Origin of the sequence: Streptosporangium carneum (assembly GCF_027922005.1) — a bacterium.
GTDB classification, from domain to species: Bacteria; Actinomycetota; Actinomycetes; order Streptosporangiales; family Streptosporangiaceae; genus Streptosporangium; species Streptosporangium carneum.
In genome coordinates, this window is the sequence record NZ_BSEV01000002.1 from 110,844 (window position 1) to 129,359 (window position 18,516).

The following is an 18,516-nucleotide window of genomic DNA, read 5'->3' on the forward strand; positions in this document are numbered from 1 at the left end:
GCCTCCGCTACCTCTCCTCGGTTTGTCTGATTGGAGGGGATCCTGTCATGCATCTGATCTTCACGTGACGCGGATGCATCCTTGGGGCGAGGGTTATTGGAGCATAGCCAGAAGAGTTCGGCCAATAGCCCATAAGTCGCAACTTATGGGCAATCAGGACTAGGCGCTCGCAACCGGGCAGCCCCTTCGGCACCCGCCGAGCAGATTTATACGGCCTTATCCCGTGCGGTGATGCGACTTTCCCGACATGTCGCCGCGCCTCCACCAGACAAGCCTGGAACGATCCCATTGGCAAGACCCCGACCGAAAATCAATGAACAAAAGTACTTATTTGTCCGATTTACCCCTATTGGCCAATACTTATGATTAAGCTGGCCCCCTCCGCTACGCTGCTTCACGGCCGGGAGCCCCCATCCTGCGCTTTCGGGGACCGTCTCCACGTCGTCCCCATGTCGCCGACGACTTCCGAGGAGATCCGGCCGGACGTCAAACGCCCCTAAGGAGACCCCATGAGGTTCGGTCCCACGAGCCGGACGGCCCCCCGGGGGCCAGTCGGATGACCAGGCAGGCCGTGCTCGGCAACAGAGTGCTCTGCGGCGCCCTCGGCGTCGCGGGACTGCTGCTCGTCATGGAGGCGGCCGGCAGGGCGGAGCTCGTCGACCCGACCGTCCTCCCCCTGACCTCGACGATCCTGACCCGGGTCGCCGAACTCGCCGTCGACGAGGAGTTCCTCGTCAACGTGGGAGCCACCATGACCGCCTGGGGGCTCGGCCTCCTGCTCACGGTGGCCGTCACGGTCCCCCTCGGACTGCTGCTCGGCAGCCTGCCCAGGCTGGAGACGGCGGTGCGGCCGCTGATCGAGTTCCTGCGCCCGATCCCCTCCGTCGCCCTCATCCCGCTGGCGATCCTGATCTTCCCCGACCGGCTCGACCTCAAGATCGCCGTTATCTTCTACGCCTCCTGCTGGCCCGTTCTGATCAACACCATGTACGGCCTGCAGGACGTCGACCCGGTGGCCAAGGAGACGCTGCGCAGCTTCGGCTTCGGGCCGCTGGCCGTACTGTGGCGGGTCTCACTGCCCAGCACCGCGCCCTTCATCGCCACCGGAGTACGGCTCGCGGGCGGCATCGCCCTCATCCTGGCCATCAGCGCCGAGCTGCTCGCGGGCGGCTCGGACGGCATCGGCGCCTACGTCATCAAGGCGGGAAGCAGCCCGGACGGCCTGGAGTTCATCATCGCCGCGACCATGTGGGCCGGAATCCTGGGCGTCGTCACCAACAGCCTGTTCATCGGGGCCGAACGGCGGCTGTTCCGCTGGCACACCGCCCGCGCGGGGGTGACCGGGTGAAACACTCCGCCCCCGCTTCCCCCAAGAGCTCCGGGACGTCCCCGGGAGGCTCCCCCTCAGGTCTGCGCGGCGTCGCGCGCGCCGTCTCCCGCCTGTGGCTGGTCCCCGTCGCGCTGGTGCTGTGGGAGATCGGGACCCGCGCCGCGGACACCCCTTATTTCCCCTCGCCGACGACGATCGCGGTCAAGATGCGGGAGATGTGGCTCAACGGCCCCGCGAGCCGCCTGTGGCTGAGCGATCTCGCACTCGAGAACTTCCCGCCCAGCCTGGCCCGGCTGTTCGCGGGATGGGCCCTCGCCGGGGTCGCCGGGATCGTGCTCGGCGTCATGCTCGGCCGCTCGGTGCTCCTGGCGCGCTTCGTCGACCCGCTCGTCCATTTCGGCAGGGCGATTCCGCCGCCGATGCTTCTGCCGCTCCTCATCCCGCTGATGAGCATCGGCACGCAGATGCAGCTGACCACGATCGTGTTCGGCGTCATCTGGCCCGTGCTGCTCAACACCGTCGACGGCGCCCGTTACGTCGACCGCCAGCACATGGAGACCGCGCGGGTCTTCGGGCTGTCGTGGGGACAGCGACTGTGGCGGGTCATCCTCCCCTCCTCGACGCCGAAGATCTTCGCGGGCCTGCGGCTCAGCCTGTCCCTGGCCCTGATCCTCATGGTCATCTCCGAGCTGGTCGGCAGCACGAACGGGATCGGCTTCCAGCTCCGCGCCGCGGAGCGCGCTTTCGACCCGCCGGCCCTGTGGGGGGCCATCGTGGTGCTCGGCCTCCTCGGATACGTGCTGAACCTGGCCTTCTTCGCGATCGAGCGGCGGGTCCTGTCCTGGCACCGCGCCGCCAAGCAGACAACCTGAGGACCTGCTGTGCTTGAGATCTCCAACCTGACCCATACCTACGGCAGCGGACCGTCCGCCCACAACGCGCTGGGCGGCATCGACCTGAACGTCTCCGAGGGCGAGCTGGTGTGCATCGTCGGCCCTTCCGGGTGCGGCAAGTCCACGCTGCTGCGCTCCATCGCGGGGCTGCTGCGCCCGACCGGCGGCCAGGTCGTGCTCAACGGCGCCCCCGTGGCGCAGACGCCCGACGACCTGGCCGTCGTCTTCCAGGACTACAGCCGCTCGCTGTTTCCCTGGATGTCGGTCGCCGACAACATCTCCCTGCCGCTGCGACGCAAGGGCGAGGGGAGAAAGCAGCGGGCACGCTCCGCCATGGAGGCGCTGGAGCAGGTCGGCCTGGCGGGCGCGGCGGACAAGTATCCCTGGGAGCTGTCCGGCGGCATGCAGCAGCGGGTCTCCATCGCGCGCGCCCTGGCCTACCGTCCCGCCCTGATGCTCATGGACGAGCCGTTCGGCTCCGTCGACGCCCAGACCCGCGAGGACCTGGAGGATCTGACGCTGCGGGTCCGCGGCCACCACAACATGACCATCCTGCTCATCACCCACGACATCGACGAAAGCGTGTACGTCGGCGACCGCGTCGTCGTGCTGTCGAAGGCCCCGGCGAGGATCGTCGGCGACCTGCGGGTCGACCTTCCCGGCCCCCGCGACCAGATCAACACGCGGGAGCACCCCGACTTCGTGCGCCTGCGCGCGGAGGTCGGCCGTCTGGTGCGCGGCATGCGGACCTCTCCGGCCTCCGCCTCCTGAGGCCGCCGTCCCGAACCAGGACGCCGGGCGCGAGCTCCTCGCCCCCGGCGTCCTTTTTTGAACCCCGCTTCAAAGCGGCACGGGACCGGCACGGCGGCTCTCCCGGCCGCTGACATGGGGTCACGGGCTCGTGAGGTCCGGCGCCCGGCCGTTCCCCTGAAGCGTTTCCTAAAATGGTTACAAACCTTCCAATAAACGGTCGCGCCGCTCACCGTTCAGCAGGGCGTTCCATGTCAGCCTGTATGGGCCCAAATGAAAAGCGTCTCGCCGTCACGGAAGCCTCGCATCTCATTTCGGTGACCCGAAACCATCCGAATACCCGATCACACCACCTTCTCAGGGCGAATCCGGAGTGCCCGAAATCGGCACTCACTCCCCACACACCCCTCAATTCCGTCAATGCAACACATTGACAAACCGATAAAGCTAGTGCAACGCCATCAAAACATGCCATACAAGGACATTAATTATGGACTGTCGCTAAACCCGACATTAAGGGTTGCTGCCGGATTTGAGAGCATCTACGATCGCTCCTTGATCTCTTCTCCCCGATTCCGGGACGTGCAAGCCATGTCGAAATCCCCCACCTCTCCGAGGAGCCACATATGAGGTTCCGTCCATTAGCGCGCGTCTGCCTCGTCGTCGCCGCGCTCTCGGTTCTCGCCACCGCCTGCAACAGTGGAAAGGCCGCGACCAGTGCCGCGGCGAACGGTCTTGAGAAGACCGACCTCACCATCGGCATGCTGCCGCTGCCCGAAGTGGCGCCGGTGCAGATCGCCATCAAGCGGGGCTTCTTCAAGGCGGAGGGCCTGAACGTCAAGTTCACCATCATCGACGGAGGCGGCAGCGCGCTCCCCTCGCTGCTGAGCGGCGGCTTCGACGTGCTGCACAGCAACTACGTCTCCGCCTTCACCGCGGCCTCCCAGAAGGTCGCCGACCTGAAGGTCGTCGCCGAGGCCACCGTGGCGACCCCCGGCAGCTTCGTCCTGGTGACGGCGCCCAACTCGAACGTCACCAAGGTCGAGGACCTGAAGGGCAAGACGATCGGCGTCAACACCAAGCGCAACGTCGCGATGCTGACCACCAGCGTGACCCTGAAGGTACACGGTCTGGACCTCGACCGCGACAAGATTGAATTCGCCGAGATCCCGTTCCCCAACATGTGGCAGGCCCTCAAGACGGGACAGGTCGCCGCGGCCTTCCTGCCCGAGCCGTTCGTCAGCGCCGCCGCCGCCGACGGCGGGGTGAAGGTCACCGACCTCATGGCCGGGCCGACCGACAGCTTCCCGATCGCGGGCTACTTCGTCACCGCCGACTTCGCGAGCAAGAACCCGAAGACGGTCGCCGCCTTCCAGCGGGCCCTGCTGAAGGCGCAGTCGGTCGCCGCGAGCGACCGCAAGGCGGTGGCCGAGGTCCTCCCCCTGTACACCAAGATCAACGCCCAGACAGCGGAGATCATGCAGCTCCCCGGCTATCCGATCACGACGAACGCCGTGCGACTGCAGCGGGTCTCCGACCTCATGTCCGAGTACGGCTATCTGCAGAAGCCGTTCAACGTCAACTCACTCTTGCTGGCAGGACAGAAGTGATCGATGCCTACCAGGCGGTCGGCCTGGTTCCCACCATGCGCGGCGTCCGCAACCGGGACGAGATCCAGACGAACCTCGAGCACATCGAGCACCTGGTCAAGGCGGCCTCCTGGCTGTCCAGCCTCGACCTTCCCGTGCGCCTGATCGCGATTCCCGAGGGCGCGCTCCAGGGGTTCAACGACGAGGTGCTCGACATCGACCACGAGGACTTCGCCCGGGAGTGCGCGATCGAGGTCCCCGGTCCGGAGACCGACAGGCTCGGCGCGCTGGCCCGGCAGTGGGACACCTACATCATCGCCCAGGCCAAGGCCCTCCACCCGGAGTTCCCCGGGCGCTTCTTCAACGTCGGCCTGGTGATCGACCCCGAGGGCGAGATCGTTCTCACCCACTACAAGACGGTCCCGCTGCTTCCCGTCGAGCACTCGGTGACCCCGCACGACGTCTGGGACCGCTGGGTCGAGCTGTACGGCAAGACCCTCGAGGCCTTCTACCCCGTCGCCGACACCGCGATCGGCAGGATCGGCATCCTCATGGCCAACGAGGCGTCGTATCCCGAGAACGCCCGCGGCCTCGCGATGAACGGCGCCGAGATCATCTACCGGGGCCCCTACCCGCACCCGCACGTCGGCAACGGGCTGTACGCGATCCAGAACCAGGCCAGGGCGCTGGACAACAACTGCTACCTGATCGCGTGCAACGTCGGGACCTACTACCTGTCCGCCGAGTCCGACATCCCGATCGACACCTTCGGCGGCCACTCGATGGTCGTGGACTACAAGGGCCAGATCGTCGGACGTCACGACTACGGCGGCGCGTCCTCCTGGGTGTCCGGCACGATCGACATCGAGGCGCTGCGCCGGTTCCGCGCCAACGCGCAGTGGGACAACTGGATCAAGGACCTCAAGACCGAGCAGTACCAGCTCATCTACGACAAGCCGATCTACCCGAAGAACCTCTACCTCGACCGCAAGCCGTACAACCACGCGGAGTTCCGCGCCGAGGTCATCGACAAGCAGATCGAGCTGATGCACGAACGCGGCATCTGGGTCCGCCCCGAGAAGTAGCACCGGAAGAACCGGGCCGGCTCGCCGGTGAAGCCGGCCCGGTGTGGGGCCCACCCTCGGGTGGGTCCCACACCGGGACACGACGGGTCAGACGCGCAGCGTGAGGACGTGCTCGACCAGGGTGATCAGGGTCGACTTCACGGCGTCACGCGAACGGGCGTCGGTCCGGACGACGGGGATGTGCGGGGAGATCGTCAGAGCTTCCCGCACCTCCTCCTCGGCGTGGATGTGCGTGCCGCCGAAGCCGTTGAGCGCCACGACGAACGGCAGTCCGGCCTCCTCGAAGTAGTCGATCGCCGGGAAGCTGTCGGCCAGCCGCCGGGTGTCGACCAGCACGATCGCACCGATCGCGCCCTTCACGAGGTCGTCCCACATGAACCAGAACCGGTGCTGACCCGGCGTACCGAACAGGTACAGGATCAGGTCCCGGTCCAGCGAGACACGGCCGAAGTCCATGGCCACCGTGGTGGTCCGCTTGGTCGGGATGTGCGAGAGGTCGTCCACCTCCGCACTGGCCTCCGTCATCACCGCTTCCGTGGTCAGCGGCATGATCTCGGAGACCGCGCCGACGAAGGTCGTCTTGCCGACACCGAATCCTCCGGCGACAACGATCTTCGTTGACGTCATACCGGCGTCAGAGCCTGCGAAGCCCACTGAGCACCCTTTCAAGCAAGTTGAGATCCGGCTTTCCGGTTCCGGCATCCAGCGACGGCTGGTGGATCTGCACCAGGCCCTCGGCCGCCATGTCCGCGATCAGCACCCGGGTCACGCCCAACGGCATGCGCAACAGGGCAGAGAGCTCGGCGACCGAGCGTACCTGCTGGGACAACGAGATGATCGCCTGGTACTCCGTGGAGAGCGTGGAGGTGTCCACGCTCACGAACGTCGCCGAGGAGACCAGCGCCTCGAGCGCGAGCTGCATCCTGGGAGCTGTTCTTCCCCCGGTCACAGCGTACGGACGAATCAGACGATTACGTCCGCTCTTGGCCTGAGGCGTGCTGCCAGGGGGTTCCTCCCCCTGACCACGCCAACCTGGTGCGTCCATATCACCTCCCTATCGCTGGGCCGACTGCAACTCTGCGCGCAGCGCAGGCGTGAGCGCCTGTCCCGCGCGCTCAGCCAGCATGGTCATCTGGTAGGCCACCAGGCCCATGTCACAGTCCGGTGAGGCCAGTACGGCCAGCGCGGAGCCGTCGCTGATCGACATCGTCAGCAGGAGACCCCGCTGCATCTCGATCACGGTCTGGGCGACGGGGCCGCCCTCGAAGACCCGGGAGGCTCCCTGGGTGAGACTGATCAGACCGGCCGTGATCGCGGCGAGCTGGTCGGCGCGGTCCTTCGGGAAGCCCTGCGAGTAGGCCAACGGAAGGCCGTCCGCGGAGACGATCACCGCGTGGGCCACGCCGGGCATCTCCTTGACGAACTCGGTGATCAGCCAATTGAAGCCGCGGGCGGCCTGACTGAGTTGGTGGTTCACTGGTTCTCTCCCTCAGCGGCGTTCAACCGCTCGTTCATCTCAGCGCGGCCCTGCCGAATGCCTTGCTGGAAACTGGACAGACGACTGCGCACCCGCTCCGCCGAGATCGGAGGCAGCGGGGCAGCCGGAGCGGCCGGCGCCGAGGCGGCGGCTCCGGGGACGAGGTTGGCCTTGGGCACCCGCTTGGGCAGGCCCGCCCCGGTCACGCCGCCCTCGACCGGCTTCTTGGCGACCTCGGCGGCGGCCCAGCCCTGGTCGGCCGGGGTGCTCCACGGCTGCCTCTCGACGGCGGGCGGTCCCTGCCGTCCCGGACGCCGGATGGGCAGCACCGGCGGGTCGTCGTGAAGCGGGTCCTCGAGCAGGCCGGGCCCGCTCGTCGGCTCCTCGACCTCCGGCTCGGGCTCGACCTCGGGTTCGGCCACGAGCTCGGCGGAGGCGCTGCTGCGGAACCAGTCGGACCCGACCGCCGCGAAGATCGGCAGGAACTCCTCCGGCTCCGGCTCCGTCGGCGAGACCTCGACCGCGGGCAGGGCCTGGGTGTTGTCCGGGGCCTCGTGCCGCTGCGGCGCCCACGGGTCGACCGGCGGCATCTCCGGCCAGGACGGCGCGGACGACGGCTGCGCGGTCGACCTCGGCGGCCCGGCCGGGAACGACGGCTCCGCCGGGTAGGACGGCTGCGCCGCGGGGAAGGAAGGCTGCGCCGGGAACGACGGCTCGGCCGGGAACGAGGGCTGCGCCGCCGGGAACGGCGGCTGGCCCAGGAAGGACGTCTCCGCCGGGAAGGACCTGTCGGACTGGAAGGACCTGTCGGACTGGAACGACCTCTCCGCCGGGAACGACGGCTGGGCGGTCGGGAACGACGGGTCTCCGACGGGGAACGACGGATGCTCGGCGGGGAACGACGGCGGCGCGGTCGGCGTCAGGGGCGAGGACCACAGGTCCTCGACCGCGGAGGCGGAGACCACCGGCGTCGACCACAGGTCCGCCACGGACGGGGTCGAGGGCTGCGGCGGCACCGGTGCGCCCGGCCCCCCGGGCGACCGGGTGGGAAGCCCGTTGGAGGCGCCGTGCGAGGGGCCGCTCCCGAACGGGTTCGGGCTCGGCGTCGCGCTGAACGGGTCGTGCTCGGGCAGGACGGAGGGGGCGTTCTGCCCCGCCATGGCCAGCTGGGGCATGAGCGGCGACTGGGCGACCACCTGCACGGGAAGCAGAACGACGGCGCTCAGGCCGCCGGTGTCGGGACGGCGGAGCTGGACCCTGATGCCGTGGCGCATGGCCAGCCGGCCGACCACGAACAGGCCCATTCGGCGGGAGACCGACAGGTCGACCGCGGGAGGCTCGGCCAGACGCCGGTTGGCCTCGGCGAGTTCCTCGTCGCTCATGCCGATGCCCGAGTCGGTGACCGCCAGGATGATGGCGCCCGTCTCGTTGGCGTTGCTGCTCACCATGATCTTGGTGTCCTGCGGCGAGAAGAAGATGGCGTTCTCGACGAGCTCCGCGATCAGGTGGACGATGTCGTTGACGGCCGAGCCGACGATCAGGGTGCCCGACTCGACCCGCAGACCCACGCGCTCGTAGTTCTCGACCTCGGACAGCGAGGCGCGGACGACGTCGCTCAGCGGGACCGGCTCACTCCACCTGCGGCTCTGCTCCTGACCCGCGAGGACCAGGAGGTTCTCGGAGTTACGGCGCATGCGGGTGGCCAGGTGGTCCAGCTTGAAGAGGCTGGCCAGCCGGGAGTCGTCCTGCTCGCCCTGCTCCAGGTCGTCGATGAGGTCGATCTGCCGTTCCACGAGCGACTGGGTGCGCCGGGAGAGGTTGACGAACATCGCGTTGACGTTGTTCCGCAGTTTGGCCTCGTCGCCCGCCAGGCGGATGGCCTCGCGGTGGACCTCGTCGAAGGCCCGGGCGACTTCTCCGATCTCGTCGCGGGCGGCCACGTCGATGGGGGCCACCTCCACGTTCGGTTCGGCCTCCGTGGACTCCCGCAGCACGCGGACGGTCTCGGGCAGCCGGGTGCTGGCCACCTCGAGCGCCTCGCTCCGCAGGCTGCGCAGCGGGCGGACCAGCGTTCCCGCCACCCAGGCGGTGACCAGCAGGATGATGATCAACAGAACGAGGATCGTGGCACCGGTGATGATGGCGCTGCGCTCTTCCGCGGCCTGCAGTTCCTGGCTGCGGGAGACGACCGAGGCGGCCAGGCTTCGCTCGACGGCGTTCATGCCGTCCACGAGAGCCGAGGCGGCGTCGTACCAGGCGTTCATGCCCATCTCCCTGGGCAGGCCCAGGTTCTCACGCATCCGCGACATGACCAGGGCTCGCAGGGAGTCGGCCTTGGCGATCTTCGGGTCGGTGAGCACGTCGCTCAGGCGCTTGGCGTCGGCCGGCGCCGCCGTCGCCTGGAAGGTGGCCTGCTCGCTGAGCTGGCTCTTGTAGGCGCCGAGGAAGTCGGCGGGGTCGTCGAAGTCGAAACGTCCCTCGATCCGGGCGACGAGGAGGATGCCTCGCTGCCTGGCGACCTGTTCCCTGGCCTGGGTGAGCGCGCCGAGCGCGAGGACGTCACCGATCAGCCGCTCGTCGCGGGCGCTTCGGCCGAGGTCGTCGTGCAGGGTGAGGAAGTCGTCGATCATACGCGAGTACACGCCGAGGGCCGCTCGCGGAAGCACGTCGCCGCTGGTGAGGGATTTCCGGAGGCTGAACAGGCCGTTCAGCCAGTTGCGGACCTGCGCGACCTCCGCGACGATGCGGGGGTCCTGGTCGTCGCCCAGCGCGTCGATCGCGGTGAGCACGTTCGTACGGGTCAGGTCGACCCGGCCCTGCAGGTCCTTGACCCTGGACAGTCGCGCGGGCCTGCGTCTGTCGGCGATGTACCAGGCGGTGAGGTCCCGTTCGTCCGCCAGCTCGTAGGAGATGGTGGTGAGCTGGTCGACGAGCGCTGCGACCTCGGCCGTCTGGCGATACTCCGTGGCGTTGTTCAGGGAGCTGTTGAGCTGGAGTCCACTCAGCACCACCGCCGCGGCCGTGGGGAGCAGGATCAGCGCGACCAGTCGGGGACGCACGCGCCAGTTCGAGGGCAGGAATCGACTGCCCACCGCTGACACACGGTGGTTGCGGCGGTCTTGTGTCATCACTGGCCTACGTAACCCCTCGCCGGTTTTGGATACGGCGGTAGCAATTTGAGCACATCCTTTATGTCACTTCGAATGGAGTGTGTGCCGACAAATCCCCCCAAAAGGGATATTTGACAACAAAACTCATGATGGCCGGAAAGATTCTTTAGCCTCGGGGACCTGGTGTTTGATCATCAAGTGCCGGGTCACCGAGTACTCCTGGACCGCCTCCTGACTCATGTCCTTACCGAAGCCACTGCCCTTGACTCCGCCGTGCGGGGCCTCCGAGGCGATCGGCAGATGGTCGTTCACCCAGGTCACGCCCACATCGAGCCGGTGGGAGACACGCAGTGCCCGCGCCACGTCCGTGGACCAGATCGAGGAGGCCAGGCCGTACGGGGTGTCGTTGGCCAGCCGTACCGCCTCGTCCTCGCCGTCGAAGGGCAGGGCCAGAAGAACGGGTCCGAAAAGCTCGCCCTGAACGATCTCGCTGTCCTGACGGGCCCCGACGATCAGCGTCGGCGGGTAACGGAAGCCAGGGCCCTCGATCGGGGAGCCGCCGCAGAGCACGGAGGCCCCCTCGGCGAGCGAGCGTTCGACGAAGCCGTGCACGCGGGCCCGGTGGTCCGCGGAGATCAGCGGCCCGATGTCCGTCGCCGGGTCCCAGGGGTCGCCGACCCTGACCCTCTCGAGCGTGGCGCGAAGCGCGTCGACGGCCTCGTCGTACACGTCGCGGGAGATGTAGACACGGGTCGCCGCGGTGCAGTCCTGGCCGGTGTTGTAGGTCGCGCCCATCGCCACGCCCCTGGCCATCTCCGCCAGGTCGGCGTCGCCGAAGACCAGGGCGGGGGCCTTGCCGCCGAGCTCCAGGTGGACCCGCTTGAGGGACCCCGCCGCACCGCGCATGACGGCGCGGCCCGTCTCGGTCGAACCGGTGACGCTCACCATGTCCACGCCCGGGTCCGTGACCAGGGCCTCACCGACCTCGGCGTCGCCGAGGACGACCTGGAGCAGGCCCTGCGGCGCGCCCGCCCTCGCGAACAGCTCGGCCAGCCTGAGCGTGGTGCCCGGCGTCTGCGGCGCGGGCTTGATGACCACCGCGTTGCCTGCGGCGAGCGCGGGACCGAGCTTCCACACGGCCATCACGAGAGGGAAGTTCCAGGGCGCGATGGACCCGACGACACCGACGGGGCGGCGCACCAGCACCGAGGTGTAGCCGGAGCTGAGCACCCCGGCCCCGGTGCCCTCGAGCGAGCGGGCGGCCCCGGCGAAGAAGCGGAGGTTGTCGGCCGCGAACGGCAGCTCGCCGTCGCGGAACACCGCGGCGGGCTTACCCGTCTCCGTCACCTCGAGGCGGGTGAGCTCCTCGGCGTCGGCCTCGACGAGATCGGCGAAGCGCAGCATCACCCTGGCCCGCTCGGCCGGGGTCGCCTGGCTCCACTCCTCGTAGGCGGCCCGCGCCCGCCGTACGGCGGCGCCCACCTCCTCGACCGGGGTGTCAGGCACCTCCCGCAGGAGCTCACCGCTCGCCGGGTTGATCAACTTGCCCATGGAACTTCTTTCATCGTGGTGGTGCTGGGAGCCCTCAGGCTCCGGCCCGCTCGATCAGGTCGGCGGCCTTGCGCAGACCGTCACGGCGGCGGATCTCCTCGCCCGCGGCGGCAAGACGTTCACGGAGCTCGGTGTCACCGAGCAACCTCTCGAGCGCTCCGGTCAACTCCTCGTCGGTGAACGAGTAGGTGGCCAGGCGCACACCGTAGCCGAGCTCGGCGACTCGTTGCGCATTGTCGTACTGATCCCAGAAAAGGGGCAACAGGATCATCGGCTTGCCGAAGTGCAGCGCCTCCGTGACGGTGTTGTTGCCGCCGTGGGTGATGACCAGGTCGACCAGCGGAAGGACCTTGGTCTGCGGAAGGAACTCCGCGCCCCACATGTTGTCCGCGAGCTTGATCTCCTCGTGCAGCGGGCCCTTCGAGACGACAAAACGATGCCGAGTTGTGCCCAGAACGTCGATGACTCGCTGCATCAGCGAGACATCCGCGGAGCCGAGCGAGCCGAGCGAGAAGTAGACCAGCGCGCCGTCCCGCTCGGCGAGCGACGCGGGCAGCTCGAAGCCCTCGTCGGTCTCCCTGACCGAGGAGTCGAGGCGGTGCCAGCTGTCGTCCAGCGGCCTGGCGTCGGTGTAGTCGGCGATCTCGGGGAAGACGTAGAGGTTCAGGTCGCCCCGGTGGATGAAGTCCAGGTCCGGCAGCGGCTCCGCGCCCTGCGCGACGACCCACTCGTTGAAGGCGGTCCACAGCTCACGGTGGGTCCGGTCGTACTCGGCGCGGAAGGCGTCCCACTCGGAGCGGTCGTCGGCGGGCAGGCCCGAGAAGACCGGGGCCACATCCTGACCGCGCACCTCGAGCGGGTTGCAGGAGACGATCCGCACGAACGGCCTGCCCGCGGTGAGCAGCGCGGGGAAGGTGATCACGTTGTCCTCGACGATCACGTCGGGCCGCACACGCTCGATAATCGCCTTCAACTGCGGCTCGCAGTACTTCGCGCCGTCGACCAGCGCCTCCCAGATCGGCTTCGTCACCGTCTCGAGTTGCTCCGAAGTCGACTTGCGATATTCCGGCGCGGTGTCCCTGATGAAGTCCTTCCAGAACTGCCCCGGATCCTGCTCCTCTTCGGACGGCGGCGCGAGGTCGACGAGGTCCTCCTCGAATCCGAGGGCCGTCAATTTCCCCTTCCAGGAGGCCTCAGCTGCGAAAACAACCCGATGACCGCGCTTGCGAAGAATGTCACCGATGCCGATGCAGTTGTTCGTCGGTCCGTAGGCACTTTCCGGCATGAACAGGATCGTGAGGGACATCACGCCTCCATGTGACTGGGAGTTAAGCGGCTTGAAGAGTGATTCAATTCTTGCTCTAGCTAAAACGCTAGGAAACGGTCACTATGGACCCCGGTACGGAGCGGGGTCCTGAACGAGTGGGGGATTATGACGCGCAAAAGGCGGGCGGATCGGCGCCTCGATCTCATCGCTGCCGCACATCGGGCGATCATCCGACACGGCACCGAGGGAGTGCACCTCAACCACGTCGCCGAGGAGGCCGGTCTGACCTCCGGCGCCGTGCTCTACCACTATCCCCAGCTGGGCGAACTGCTGGTCGACGCCCACCACGCGGGGATGGAGCGCTTCTACGAGCAGCGCCTCAAGCGGATCAGCGGCATGCTCGACCCTGTCGAGAAACTCGTCGTGACCATCCGCTCCGGGCTGCCCCTCGGACCCGACGACCCGGACGTGCGGCTGCTCAACGAACTCGGCGGGGTCGCCGGGCGCAACAGGATGTACGCCCTGCTGCTCACCACGCTCTACGACCGCCAGGTCTCGATGTACCAGAGCATCCTGGACACCGGAGCCGCCCTGGGAACCTTCACCCTGTCCGGTGACTCCCTCGCCATCGCGCGCAACCTGGTCGCGCTCGAGGATGCGTACGGCTACCGCATAACGGCCCGCCACCCGGTGATCGGCCCTGATGAGGCGGCGGAACTGATTCTCGCCTACGCCAGGACCGCTACCGGCAATCCGCTCAAGACGTCTCATTGAGGAATCAGCACCCCGTCCTCGGCCCTCCAGGTGAGGGTCACCGAGGACCCCGCCTGGACCTGGGTGGCTCCCTGCGTGGCCACCAGGACCGGAGTGGAACGCCCGGCCACGAGGACCGAGACGTGCGAGACTCCGCCGTAGAAGCTGACGTCGACGACCTTCCCGCGCAGCACACCCGGGCCGCCGGTCACGGCCTCGCCGTCCGCCGCCACCGCCGGGTCCGCCGCGACCTCGTCGTCCGCCGCGGCCTCGGACTCCTCCGGGACCTCCCCACCCGCCGCGGCCTCGGACTCCTCCGGGACCTCCTCTCCCGCCGTGACCTCGGAGTCCTCCGGGCCCGCTGACTCCTCGGAGCCCTCAGACTCCTCAGCGTTCTGCGAGTCCTTCACCGCTTCGGGGACCGCCGTGGCCTCTTCGCCCCTCGACTCCTCGCCGTCGTCCACGGCTTCCTCGTCGGCCGGGTCGTCACCGTCCACGGCTTCCTCGTCGGCCGGGTCGTCACCGTCCACGGCTTCCTCGTCGGCCGGGTCGTCACCGTCGACCGGGCTCTCGCTGTCAGCCGCGGCCTCGTCCCCGGACACCTCCTGCGCCTCGCCGTCGGCGACGGCCTCGTCGCCCGTCACGGCCGCCGCGTCCTCGGAGTCCGTCACAGCCCCGGAGCCCGTCTCGGCCTTGGACTCCGTCTCGGCCTCGGAGTCCTCAGCGGCCGTCACCGCCTCGGGCTCCGTCACGGTCTCCTCGTCCAGCCTGAGCCGCTCCGGCCGTACGGCCAGCAGCGCGGCCGTCCCCTCCGGCAGCTCGGAGACCACGGGAAGCACGCCGAGCCCGTCACAGGAGAGCCCGCCCGCACGCGCCTCGCCCTCGAAGAGGTTGTTGGCTCCGACGAAACCCGCGACGAACGGCGTCGCGGGCCGCTCGTACAGCGTCACCGGCGCGTCCACCTGCTCCACCCGGCCGGCGCTGAAGACCGCGATCCGGTCGGCCAGCGACATGGCCTCCTCCTGGTCGTGGGTGACCACGACGAAGGTGATCCCGACCTCGTGCTGGAGCCGCTTGAGCTCGAGCTGCATCTCGGCGCGGACCTTCTTGTCCAGGGCGGACAGCGGTTCGTCCAGCAGCAGCAGGCGGGGCCGCTTCACGATCGCCCTGGCCAGCGCGACCCGCTGCCGCTGGCCGCCGGAGAGCCGGTGGGGTTTCCTTCCCGCCGTCTCGCTCAGGCCGACCTTCTCCAGGACCTCGGCGACCCGCTCCCGGACCTCGGCCCTCGGCAGTCTCTCCCGCTCCAGGCCGTAGGCGACGTTCTTGGCCACGGTCATGTGCGGGAACAGCGCGTAGGACTGGAACATGAGGTTGACCGGGCGGCGGTGCGCCGGCTGTCCGAGCAGGTCGTCGCCGTCGAGGGTGACGGCGCCCGAGTCGGGGGTCTCGAAGCCCGCCAGGATCCGCAGCAGGGTGGTCTTGCCGCAGCCGCTCGGGCCGAGCAGCGCGAAGAACTCGCCCTGCCGGATCTCCAGGGAGACCTCCGACAGCGCCGTGACGTCGCCGAACCGGCGACTGACACCTGTGATCTGCAGCATCAGGACAGCGACTCCGTCAGTCGGGTCATCCGCTGGGCCACGATCACCACGGTGAAGCTCACGGCCAGCAGCAGGGTCGCCAGCGCGTTGATCTCCGGTGTGACCCCGAAGCGGACCATTGAGTAGATGACGATGGGAAGGGTCGGCGTGGCGGGCGCCGAGGTGAAGAAGGCGATCACGAACTCGTCGACGGAGAGCGTGAACGCCAGCAGCGCGCCCGCCGCGATGCCCGGGGCGAGCTGGGGCAGCGTGACGCGCAGGAACGTGGTGAACGGCGTCGCGCCGAGGTCCCTGGACGCCTCCTCCAGGGAGTTGTCGGCGTGCACGAGCCGGGTGCGGACGACCGCCGCCACGAACGCCATGCCGAACACCGTGTGCGCCAGCAACACCGAGTGCAGGCCGAGGGTCATCTTGACCGTCGCGTAGAAGACCAGCAGGCCGATGGCGAGGACCAGGTCGGGCAGCACGGCGGGCAGCACGCCGAGCGCGTCGAGCAGCCGCGACCTGGTGTGACGGGCGAGCCCGACGGCCAGCAGCGTGCCGAGCACGGTGGAGAGCGCCGTGCACCCCACGGCCACGATCAGCGTGTTGACCAGGCCTTCCTTCACCAGGTCGTTCCCGGCGAGCTTGCCGTACCACTTCAGGCTGAAGCCGGTGAAGGAGTAGGGCGACTTGCCGGAGTTGAACGACATGACGACGAGCACGACGATCGGCGTGTAGAGGAACACATAGGTCGCCCAGAAGGGGAGGTGCAGCAGGGGCGATCTACGCACGGCGGGCACTCCATGCCTGCAGGAGCAGCAGGACGATCAGTACGGCGAGCAGCGCCAGCGTGAGGGCGGACCCGAACGGCCAGTCGCGCGCCGTGAGGAACTGGTCCCTGATCAGGTTGCCGACCATGATCGAGCGTCCGCCGCCGAGCAGTTCGGGGATGACGAAGTTACCGAAGCTCGGCACGAAGACGAACATGCAGCCGGTCACGACCCCCGACAGGGTCAGCGGCAGCGTCACCGAGACGAACGTGCGGGCGGGCCTGGCTCCGAGGTTGGCCGAGGCCTCCGCGAGCTGCGGATCGAGCTTCTCGATCGCCGCGTACAGCGGGAGCACCATGAGCGGAAGGTAGGAGTAGACCAGCCCGGTGACGATCGTTCCCTCGTTGTACAGGAACTCGAAGGGGCCGAGGCCGAGCTTGCCGAGGGCGCTGTTGACCAGGCCGGGGCCGCTCAGCAGGACGATCCAGGCGTAGATGCGGATCAGGAAGTTGGTCCAGAAGGGCAGCACGATCGCCACCAGCGCGACCGTCTTCCACTTCCGGGGAAGCCGGGCGATCATGTACGCCGTCGGGTAGCCGACCAGCAGCGCGATCAGCGTGGCGACCGTGGCCAGCTTCAGCGAGCTCAGCACGACGTCGAGATAGATCGGGTCGAGGAGGCGGGTGAGGCTCTCCCCGCTGGCCTCGTAGACGACGCCGCCGAAGCGTCCCCTGCGGAAGAAGGAGTAGCTGAGGACCAGCACCAGCGGGATCAGCAGCAGGACGATCAGGTAGGTCAGGCCCGGACCGAGGAAGACCAGCCGTCCGAGCAACCGCCCCACGAGACGCGACCGGCGCGACCGCGCTCTCGCGGTCGCGCCGGGGACGGCGGAAGCTGTCACTTCGCTGCCTTGACCTCGGTGGCGAGTCGGGTGAACTTGGTCGATTCCTCGCCCAGGTCCAGGATGGCCTCACCGGTGAGCAGCTGCGACGGGGTCATCTGCAGCGGCGTGTTCTTCTCCTTGAGCTCCGCGGGCACCTCGTCCATGGCCGCCTTGTTCGGGACCTTGTAGAGGATGTTCTGCGCCGCCCAGCTGTGGATCTTCGGGTCGAGGATGAAGTTGATGAACGCGTGGGCGGCTTCCTTGTTCTTGGAGCTCTTCAGCACGACCATGGTGTCCACCCACAGGTCGCTGCCCTCCTTGGGCACCACGAACTTGATGTTCTTCTCCGCGGTGGGGCACCAGCCGTCCCACGCCTCGACCATCACGGCCTCGCCGCTCTTGAGCCGGTCGCCGAAGGTCACGTCGTCGTAGCCCAGCAGGTACGGCTTGGCCGCGACCAGCTTCTCCTTGACCTTGTTCAGGTCTTCTTCGCTCTTGGTGTTGACCGACAGGCCGAGCACCTTGAGGGCGGGCAGGGCCAGCCAGCGCTCGGTGGTCATCATCGTGACCTTCTTCCGCGCGTCGGCCGGCGGGTTGAGGAGGTCGTTCCAGCTCGTCGGCGGCGTCTTCATCAGGTCCGTGCGGTAGCAGATGCCCGTGGTCCCCCAGGTGTAGGGGACCGAGAAGACGTTGCCCTTGTCATAGGAGAGCTCGTTGGCCTCAGGGTAGAGGTTGGCCATGTTGGGGATGAGCTCGGGGTGGATCGGCTCGAGCAGCCCGGCCGCGTGCAGGGCCTGGGCGTACTGCCCGGAGACGAAGGCCACGTCGATGCCGGTGTCGGCGCCGCCGGTCAGCTTGCCCATGATGATCTCGTTGGTGTCGTGCGTCGCCACCTTGAGCTTGAACTTGAGCTTCTCCTCAACCTTCGCCGCCAGGTAGTCGGGGGTGTAGCCCGGCCAGACGGAGATGGTCAGGTTCTGCCTGGAGAGGTTCGCGTTCGGGTTGAGCTGCGCGGCGGAGACCGAGGGCGAGGCCTCGGGAGCAGCGGTGCTCGTGGTCCCTTCGCCGCAGGCCGAGACCGCGAGTGCGAGACCGGCCACCAGGGCGACAGCCGGAAGACGACGGGGGTACCGGGCACGGAACACGGCCGCTACTCCTTCAGAATTCAGTGTGATTGGTGTAGACCGACCGTTACGGACACGGCAGACCAAAGCAGGAGTGTTGCAGCCAACCATAACTTGAGCAAGACTTTGCGCGACATCACCCCTGGGAAGTTTGGTTTATCTGTTGCACTCCAGTTCAATCTGGTCACAGCTCGACACCGTGCCACGCGCGGGCGACGGACGGTCAGGTGAGCTGGTCGCCGCGCTGAGCTGCGAGGTTCCAGCCCCCTTCGCGGTCCGCCGCTTTCACCCGCTTCCCGGCCATGACGTCTCCGAGTTTTCAACCGGAGTTCAACTCGCACGGCCCTCAGGAGG

16 protein-coding genes are annotated in these 18,516 nt (G+C 68.0%); 6 read left to right on the forward strand and 10 right to left on the reverse strand.

Annotated features, from left to right (window positions below; all coding sequences use genetic code 11):
- Nucleotides 1–556 precede the first annotated feature (556 nt).
- The 5 genes from PKF00_RS06540 to PKF00_RS06560 all read left to right on the forward strand — a co-directional run bounded on the left by PKF00_RS06540 (nucleotide 557) and on the right by PKF00_RS06560 (nucleotide 5,647).
- Nucleotides 557–1,348, forward strand: a complete 792-nt coding sequence (locus tag PKF00_RS06540) for an ABC transporter permease (protein ID WP_271216459.1) — start codon at nucleotides 557–559, stop codon at nucleotides 1,346–1,348.
- Nucleotides 1,345–2,202 (forward strand): ABC transporter permease, encoded by an 858-nt coding sequence (locus PKF00_RS06545; RefSeq protein WP_271216460.1) that lies wholly within the window; start codon nucleotides 1,345–1,347, stop codon nucleotides 2,200–2,202. The genes PKF00_RS06540 and PKF00_RS06545 overlap by 4 nt, the downstream gene beginning before the upstream one ends.
- Before the next feature lie 9 nt (nucleotides 2,203–2,211).
- A complete protein-coding gene (locus PKF00_RS06550; RefSeq protein ID WP_271216461.1) occupies nucleotides 2,212–2,994 on the forward strand; it encodes an ABC transporter ATP-binding protein in 783 nt (260 codons plus the stop codon).
- A 605-nt stretch (nucleotides 2,995–3,599) separates the two neighbouring features.
- Complete coding sequence (locus PKF00_RS06555; RefSeq protein ID WP_271216462.1) at nucleotides 3,600–4,583, forward strand: ABC transporter substrate-binding protein; 984 nt, start codon at nucleotides 3,600–3,602, stop codon at nucleotides 4,581–4,583.
- Complete coding sequence (locus tag PKF00_RS06560) at nucleotides 4,580–5,647, forward strand: nitrilase-related carbon-nitrogen hydrolase (RefSeq protein WP_271216463.1); 1,068 nt, start codon at nucleotides 4,580–4,582, stop codon at nucleotides 5,645–5,647. Before PKF00_RS06555 ends, PKF00_RS06560 begins: the two co-directional genes overlap by 4 nt.
- An 87-nt stretch (nucleotides 5,648–5,734) precedes the next feature.
- Here PKF00_RS06560 and PKF00_RS06565 read toward each other — a convergent pair whose 3' ends face one another.
- From PKF00_RS06565 to PKF00_RS06590, 6 genes are all read right to left on the reverse strand, one after another.
- Nucleotides 5,735–6,274, reverse strand: coding sequence for a GTP-binding protein (locus PKF00_RS06565; RefSeq protein ID WP_271216464.1), 540 nt, complete (start codon nucleotides 6,272–6,274; stop codon nucleotides 5,735–5,737).
- 7 nt (nucleotides 6,275–6,281) lie between these two features.
- Nucleotides 6,282–6,692, reverse strand: coding sequence for a DUF742 domain-containing protein (locus tag PKF00_RS06570; protein WP_271216465.1), 411 nt, complete (start codon nucleotides 6,690–6,692; stop codon nucleotides 6,282–6,284).
- A gap of 9 nt (nucleotides 6,693–6,701) precedes the next feature.
- Nucleotides 6,702–7,124, reverse strand: coding sequence for a roadblock/LC7 domain-containing protein (locus PKF00_RS06575; protein ID WP_184713289.1), 423 nt, complete (start codon nucleotides 7,122–7,124; stop codon nucleotides 6,702–6,704).
- A complete protein-coding gene (locus PKF00_RS06580; RefSeq protein ID WP_271216466.1) occupies nucleotides 7,121–10,183 on the reverse strand; it encodes a sensor histidine kinase in 3,063 nt (1,020 codons plus the stop codon). Before PKF00_RS06580 ends, PKF00_RS06575 begins: the two co-directional genes overlap by 4 nt.
- 195 nt (nucleotides 10,184–10,378) lie before the next feature.
- Complete coding sequence (locus tag PKF00_RS06585; RefSeq protein ID WP_271216467.1) at nucleotides 10,379–11,785, reverse strand: aminobutyraldehyde dehydrogenase; 1,407 nt, start codon at nucleotides 11,783–11,785, stop codon at nucleotides 10,379–10,381.
- A gap of 34 nt (nucleotides 11,786–11,819) precedes the next feature.
- The gene (locus PKF00_RS06590; RefSeq protein WP_344927599.1) at nucleotides 11,820–12,959 is read right to left on the reverse strand and encodes a nucleotide disphospho-sugar-binding domain-containing protein; all 1,140 of its coding nucleotides are present in this window, start codon (nucleotides 12,957–12,959) and stop codon (nucleotides 11,820–11,822) included.
- Between the two features lie 258 nt (nucleotides 12,960–13,217).
- Between PKF00_RS06590 and PKF00_RS06595 the strand changes: the two genes are divergently transcribed.
- On the forward strand, nucleotides 13,218–13,826 hold the full coding sequence (locus tag PKF00_RS06595) for a TetR/AcrR family transcriptional regulator (RefSeq protein WP_271216469.1): 609 nt from the start codon (nucleotides 13,218–13,220) through the stop codon (nucleotides 13,824–13,826).
- On the opposite strand, the gene PKF00_RS44490 is transcribed toward PKF00_RS06595, so the two are convergent.
- From PKF00_RS44490 to PKF00_RS06620, 4 genes are read right to left on the reverse strand one after another with little or no spacing between them, the layout of a single operon-like run.
- Complete coding sequence (locus PKF00_RS44490; protein ID WP_309298377.1) at nucleotides 13,820–15,403, reverse strand: polyamine ABC transporter ATP-binding protein; 1,584 nt, start codon at nucleotides 15,401–15,403, stop codon at nucleotides 13,820–13,822. The two genes, PKF00_RS06595 and PKF00_RS44490, sit on opposite strands and share 7 nt — an antisense overlap.
- The gene (locus tag PKF00_RS06610; RefSeq protein WP_271216470.1) at nucleotides 15,403–16,176 is read right to left on the reverse strand and encodes an ABC transporter permease; all 774 of its coding nucleotides are present in this window, start codon (nucleotides 16,174–16,176) and stop codon (nucleotides 15,403–15,405) included. The genes PKF00_RS44490 and PKF00_RS06610 overlap by 1 nt, the downstream gene beginning before the upstream one ends.
- Entirely contained in the window at nucleotides 16,169–17,056 is an 888-nt protein-coding gene (locus PKF00_RS06615) for an ABC transporter permease (RefSeq protein WP_271216471.1), read from the reverse strand. The genes PKF00_RS06610 and PKF00_RS06615 overlap by 8 nt, the downstream gene beginning before the upstream one ends.
- A complete protein-coding gene (locus PKF00_RS06620) occupies nucleotides 17,053–18,183 on the reverse strand; it encodes a polyamine ABC transporter substrate-binding protein (protein WP_271216472.1) in 1,131 nt (376 codons plus the stop codon). The genes PKF00_RS06615 and PKF00_RS06620 overlap by 4 nt, the downstream gene beginning before the upstream one ends.
- Between the last annotated feature and the right edge of the window lie 333 nt (nucleotides 18,184–18,516).

Bases quoted from the DNA above. Each gene is read 5' to 3' on its own strand.
- PKF00_RS06555 (WP_271216462.1), top strand. From the start codon at position 3,600: ATGAGGTTCCGTCCATTAGCGCGCGTCTGCCTCGTCGTCGCCGCGCTC.
- PKF00_RS44490 (WP_309298377.1), bottom strand. From the start codon at position 15,403: ATGCTGCAGATCACAGGTGTCAGTCGCCGGTTCGGCGACGTCACGGCG.
- PKF00_RS06565 (WP_271216464.1), bottom strand. From the start codon at position 6,274: ATGACGTCAACGAAGATCGTTGTCGCCGGAGGATTCGGTGTCGGCAAG.
- PKF00_RS06540 (WP_271216459.1), top strand. From the start codon at position 557: ATGACCAGGCAGGCCGTGCTCGGCAACAGAGTGCTCTGCGGCGCCCTC.
- PKF00_RS06570 (WP_271216465.1), bottom strand. From the start codon at position 6,692: ATGGACGCACCAGGTTGGCGTGGTCAGGGGGAGGAACCCCCTGGCAGC.
- PKF00_RS06585 (WP_271216467.1), bottom strand. From the start codon at position 11,785: ATGGGCAAGTTGATCAACCCGGCGAGCGGTGAGCTCCTGCGGGAGGTG.
- PKF00_RS06595 (WP_271216469.1), top strand. From the start codon at position 13,218: ATGACGCGCAAAAGGCGGGCGGATCGGCGCCTCGATCTCATCGCTGCC.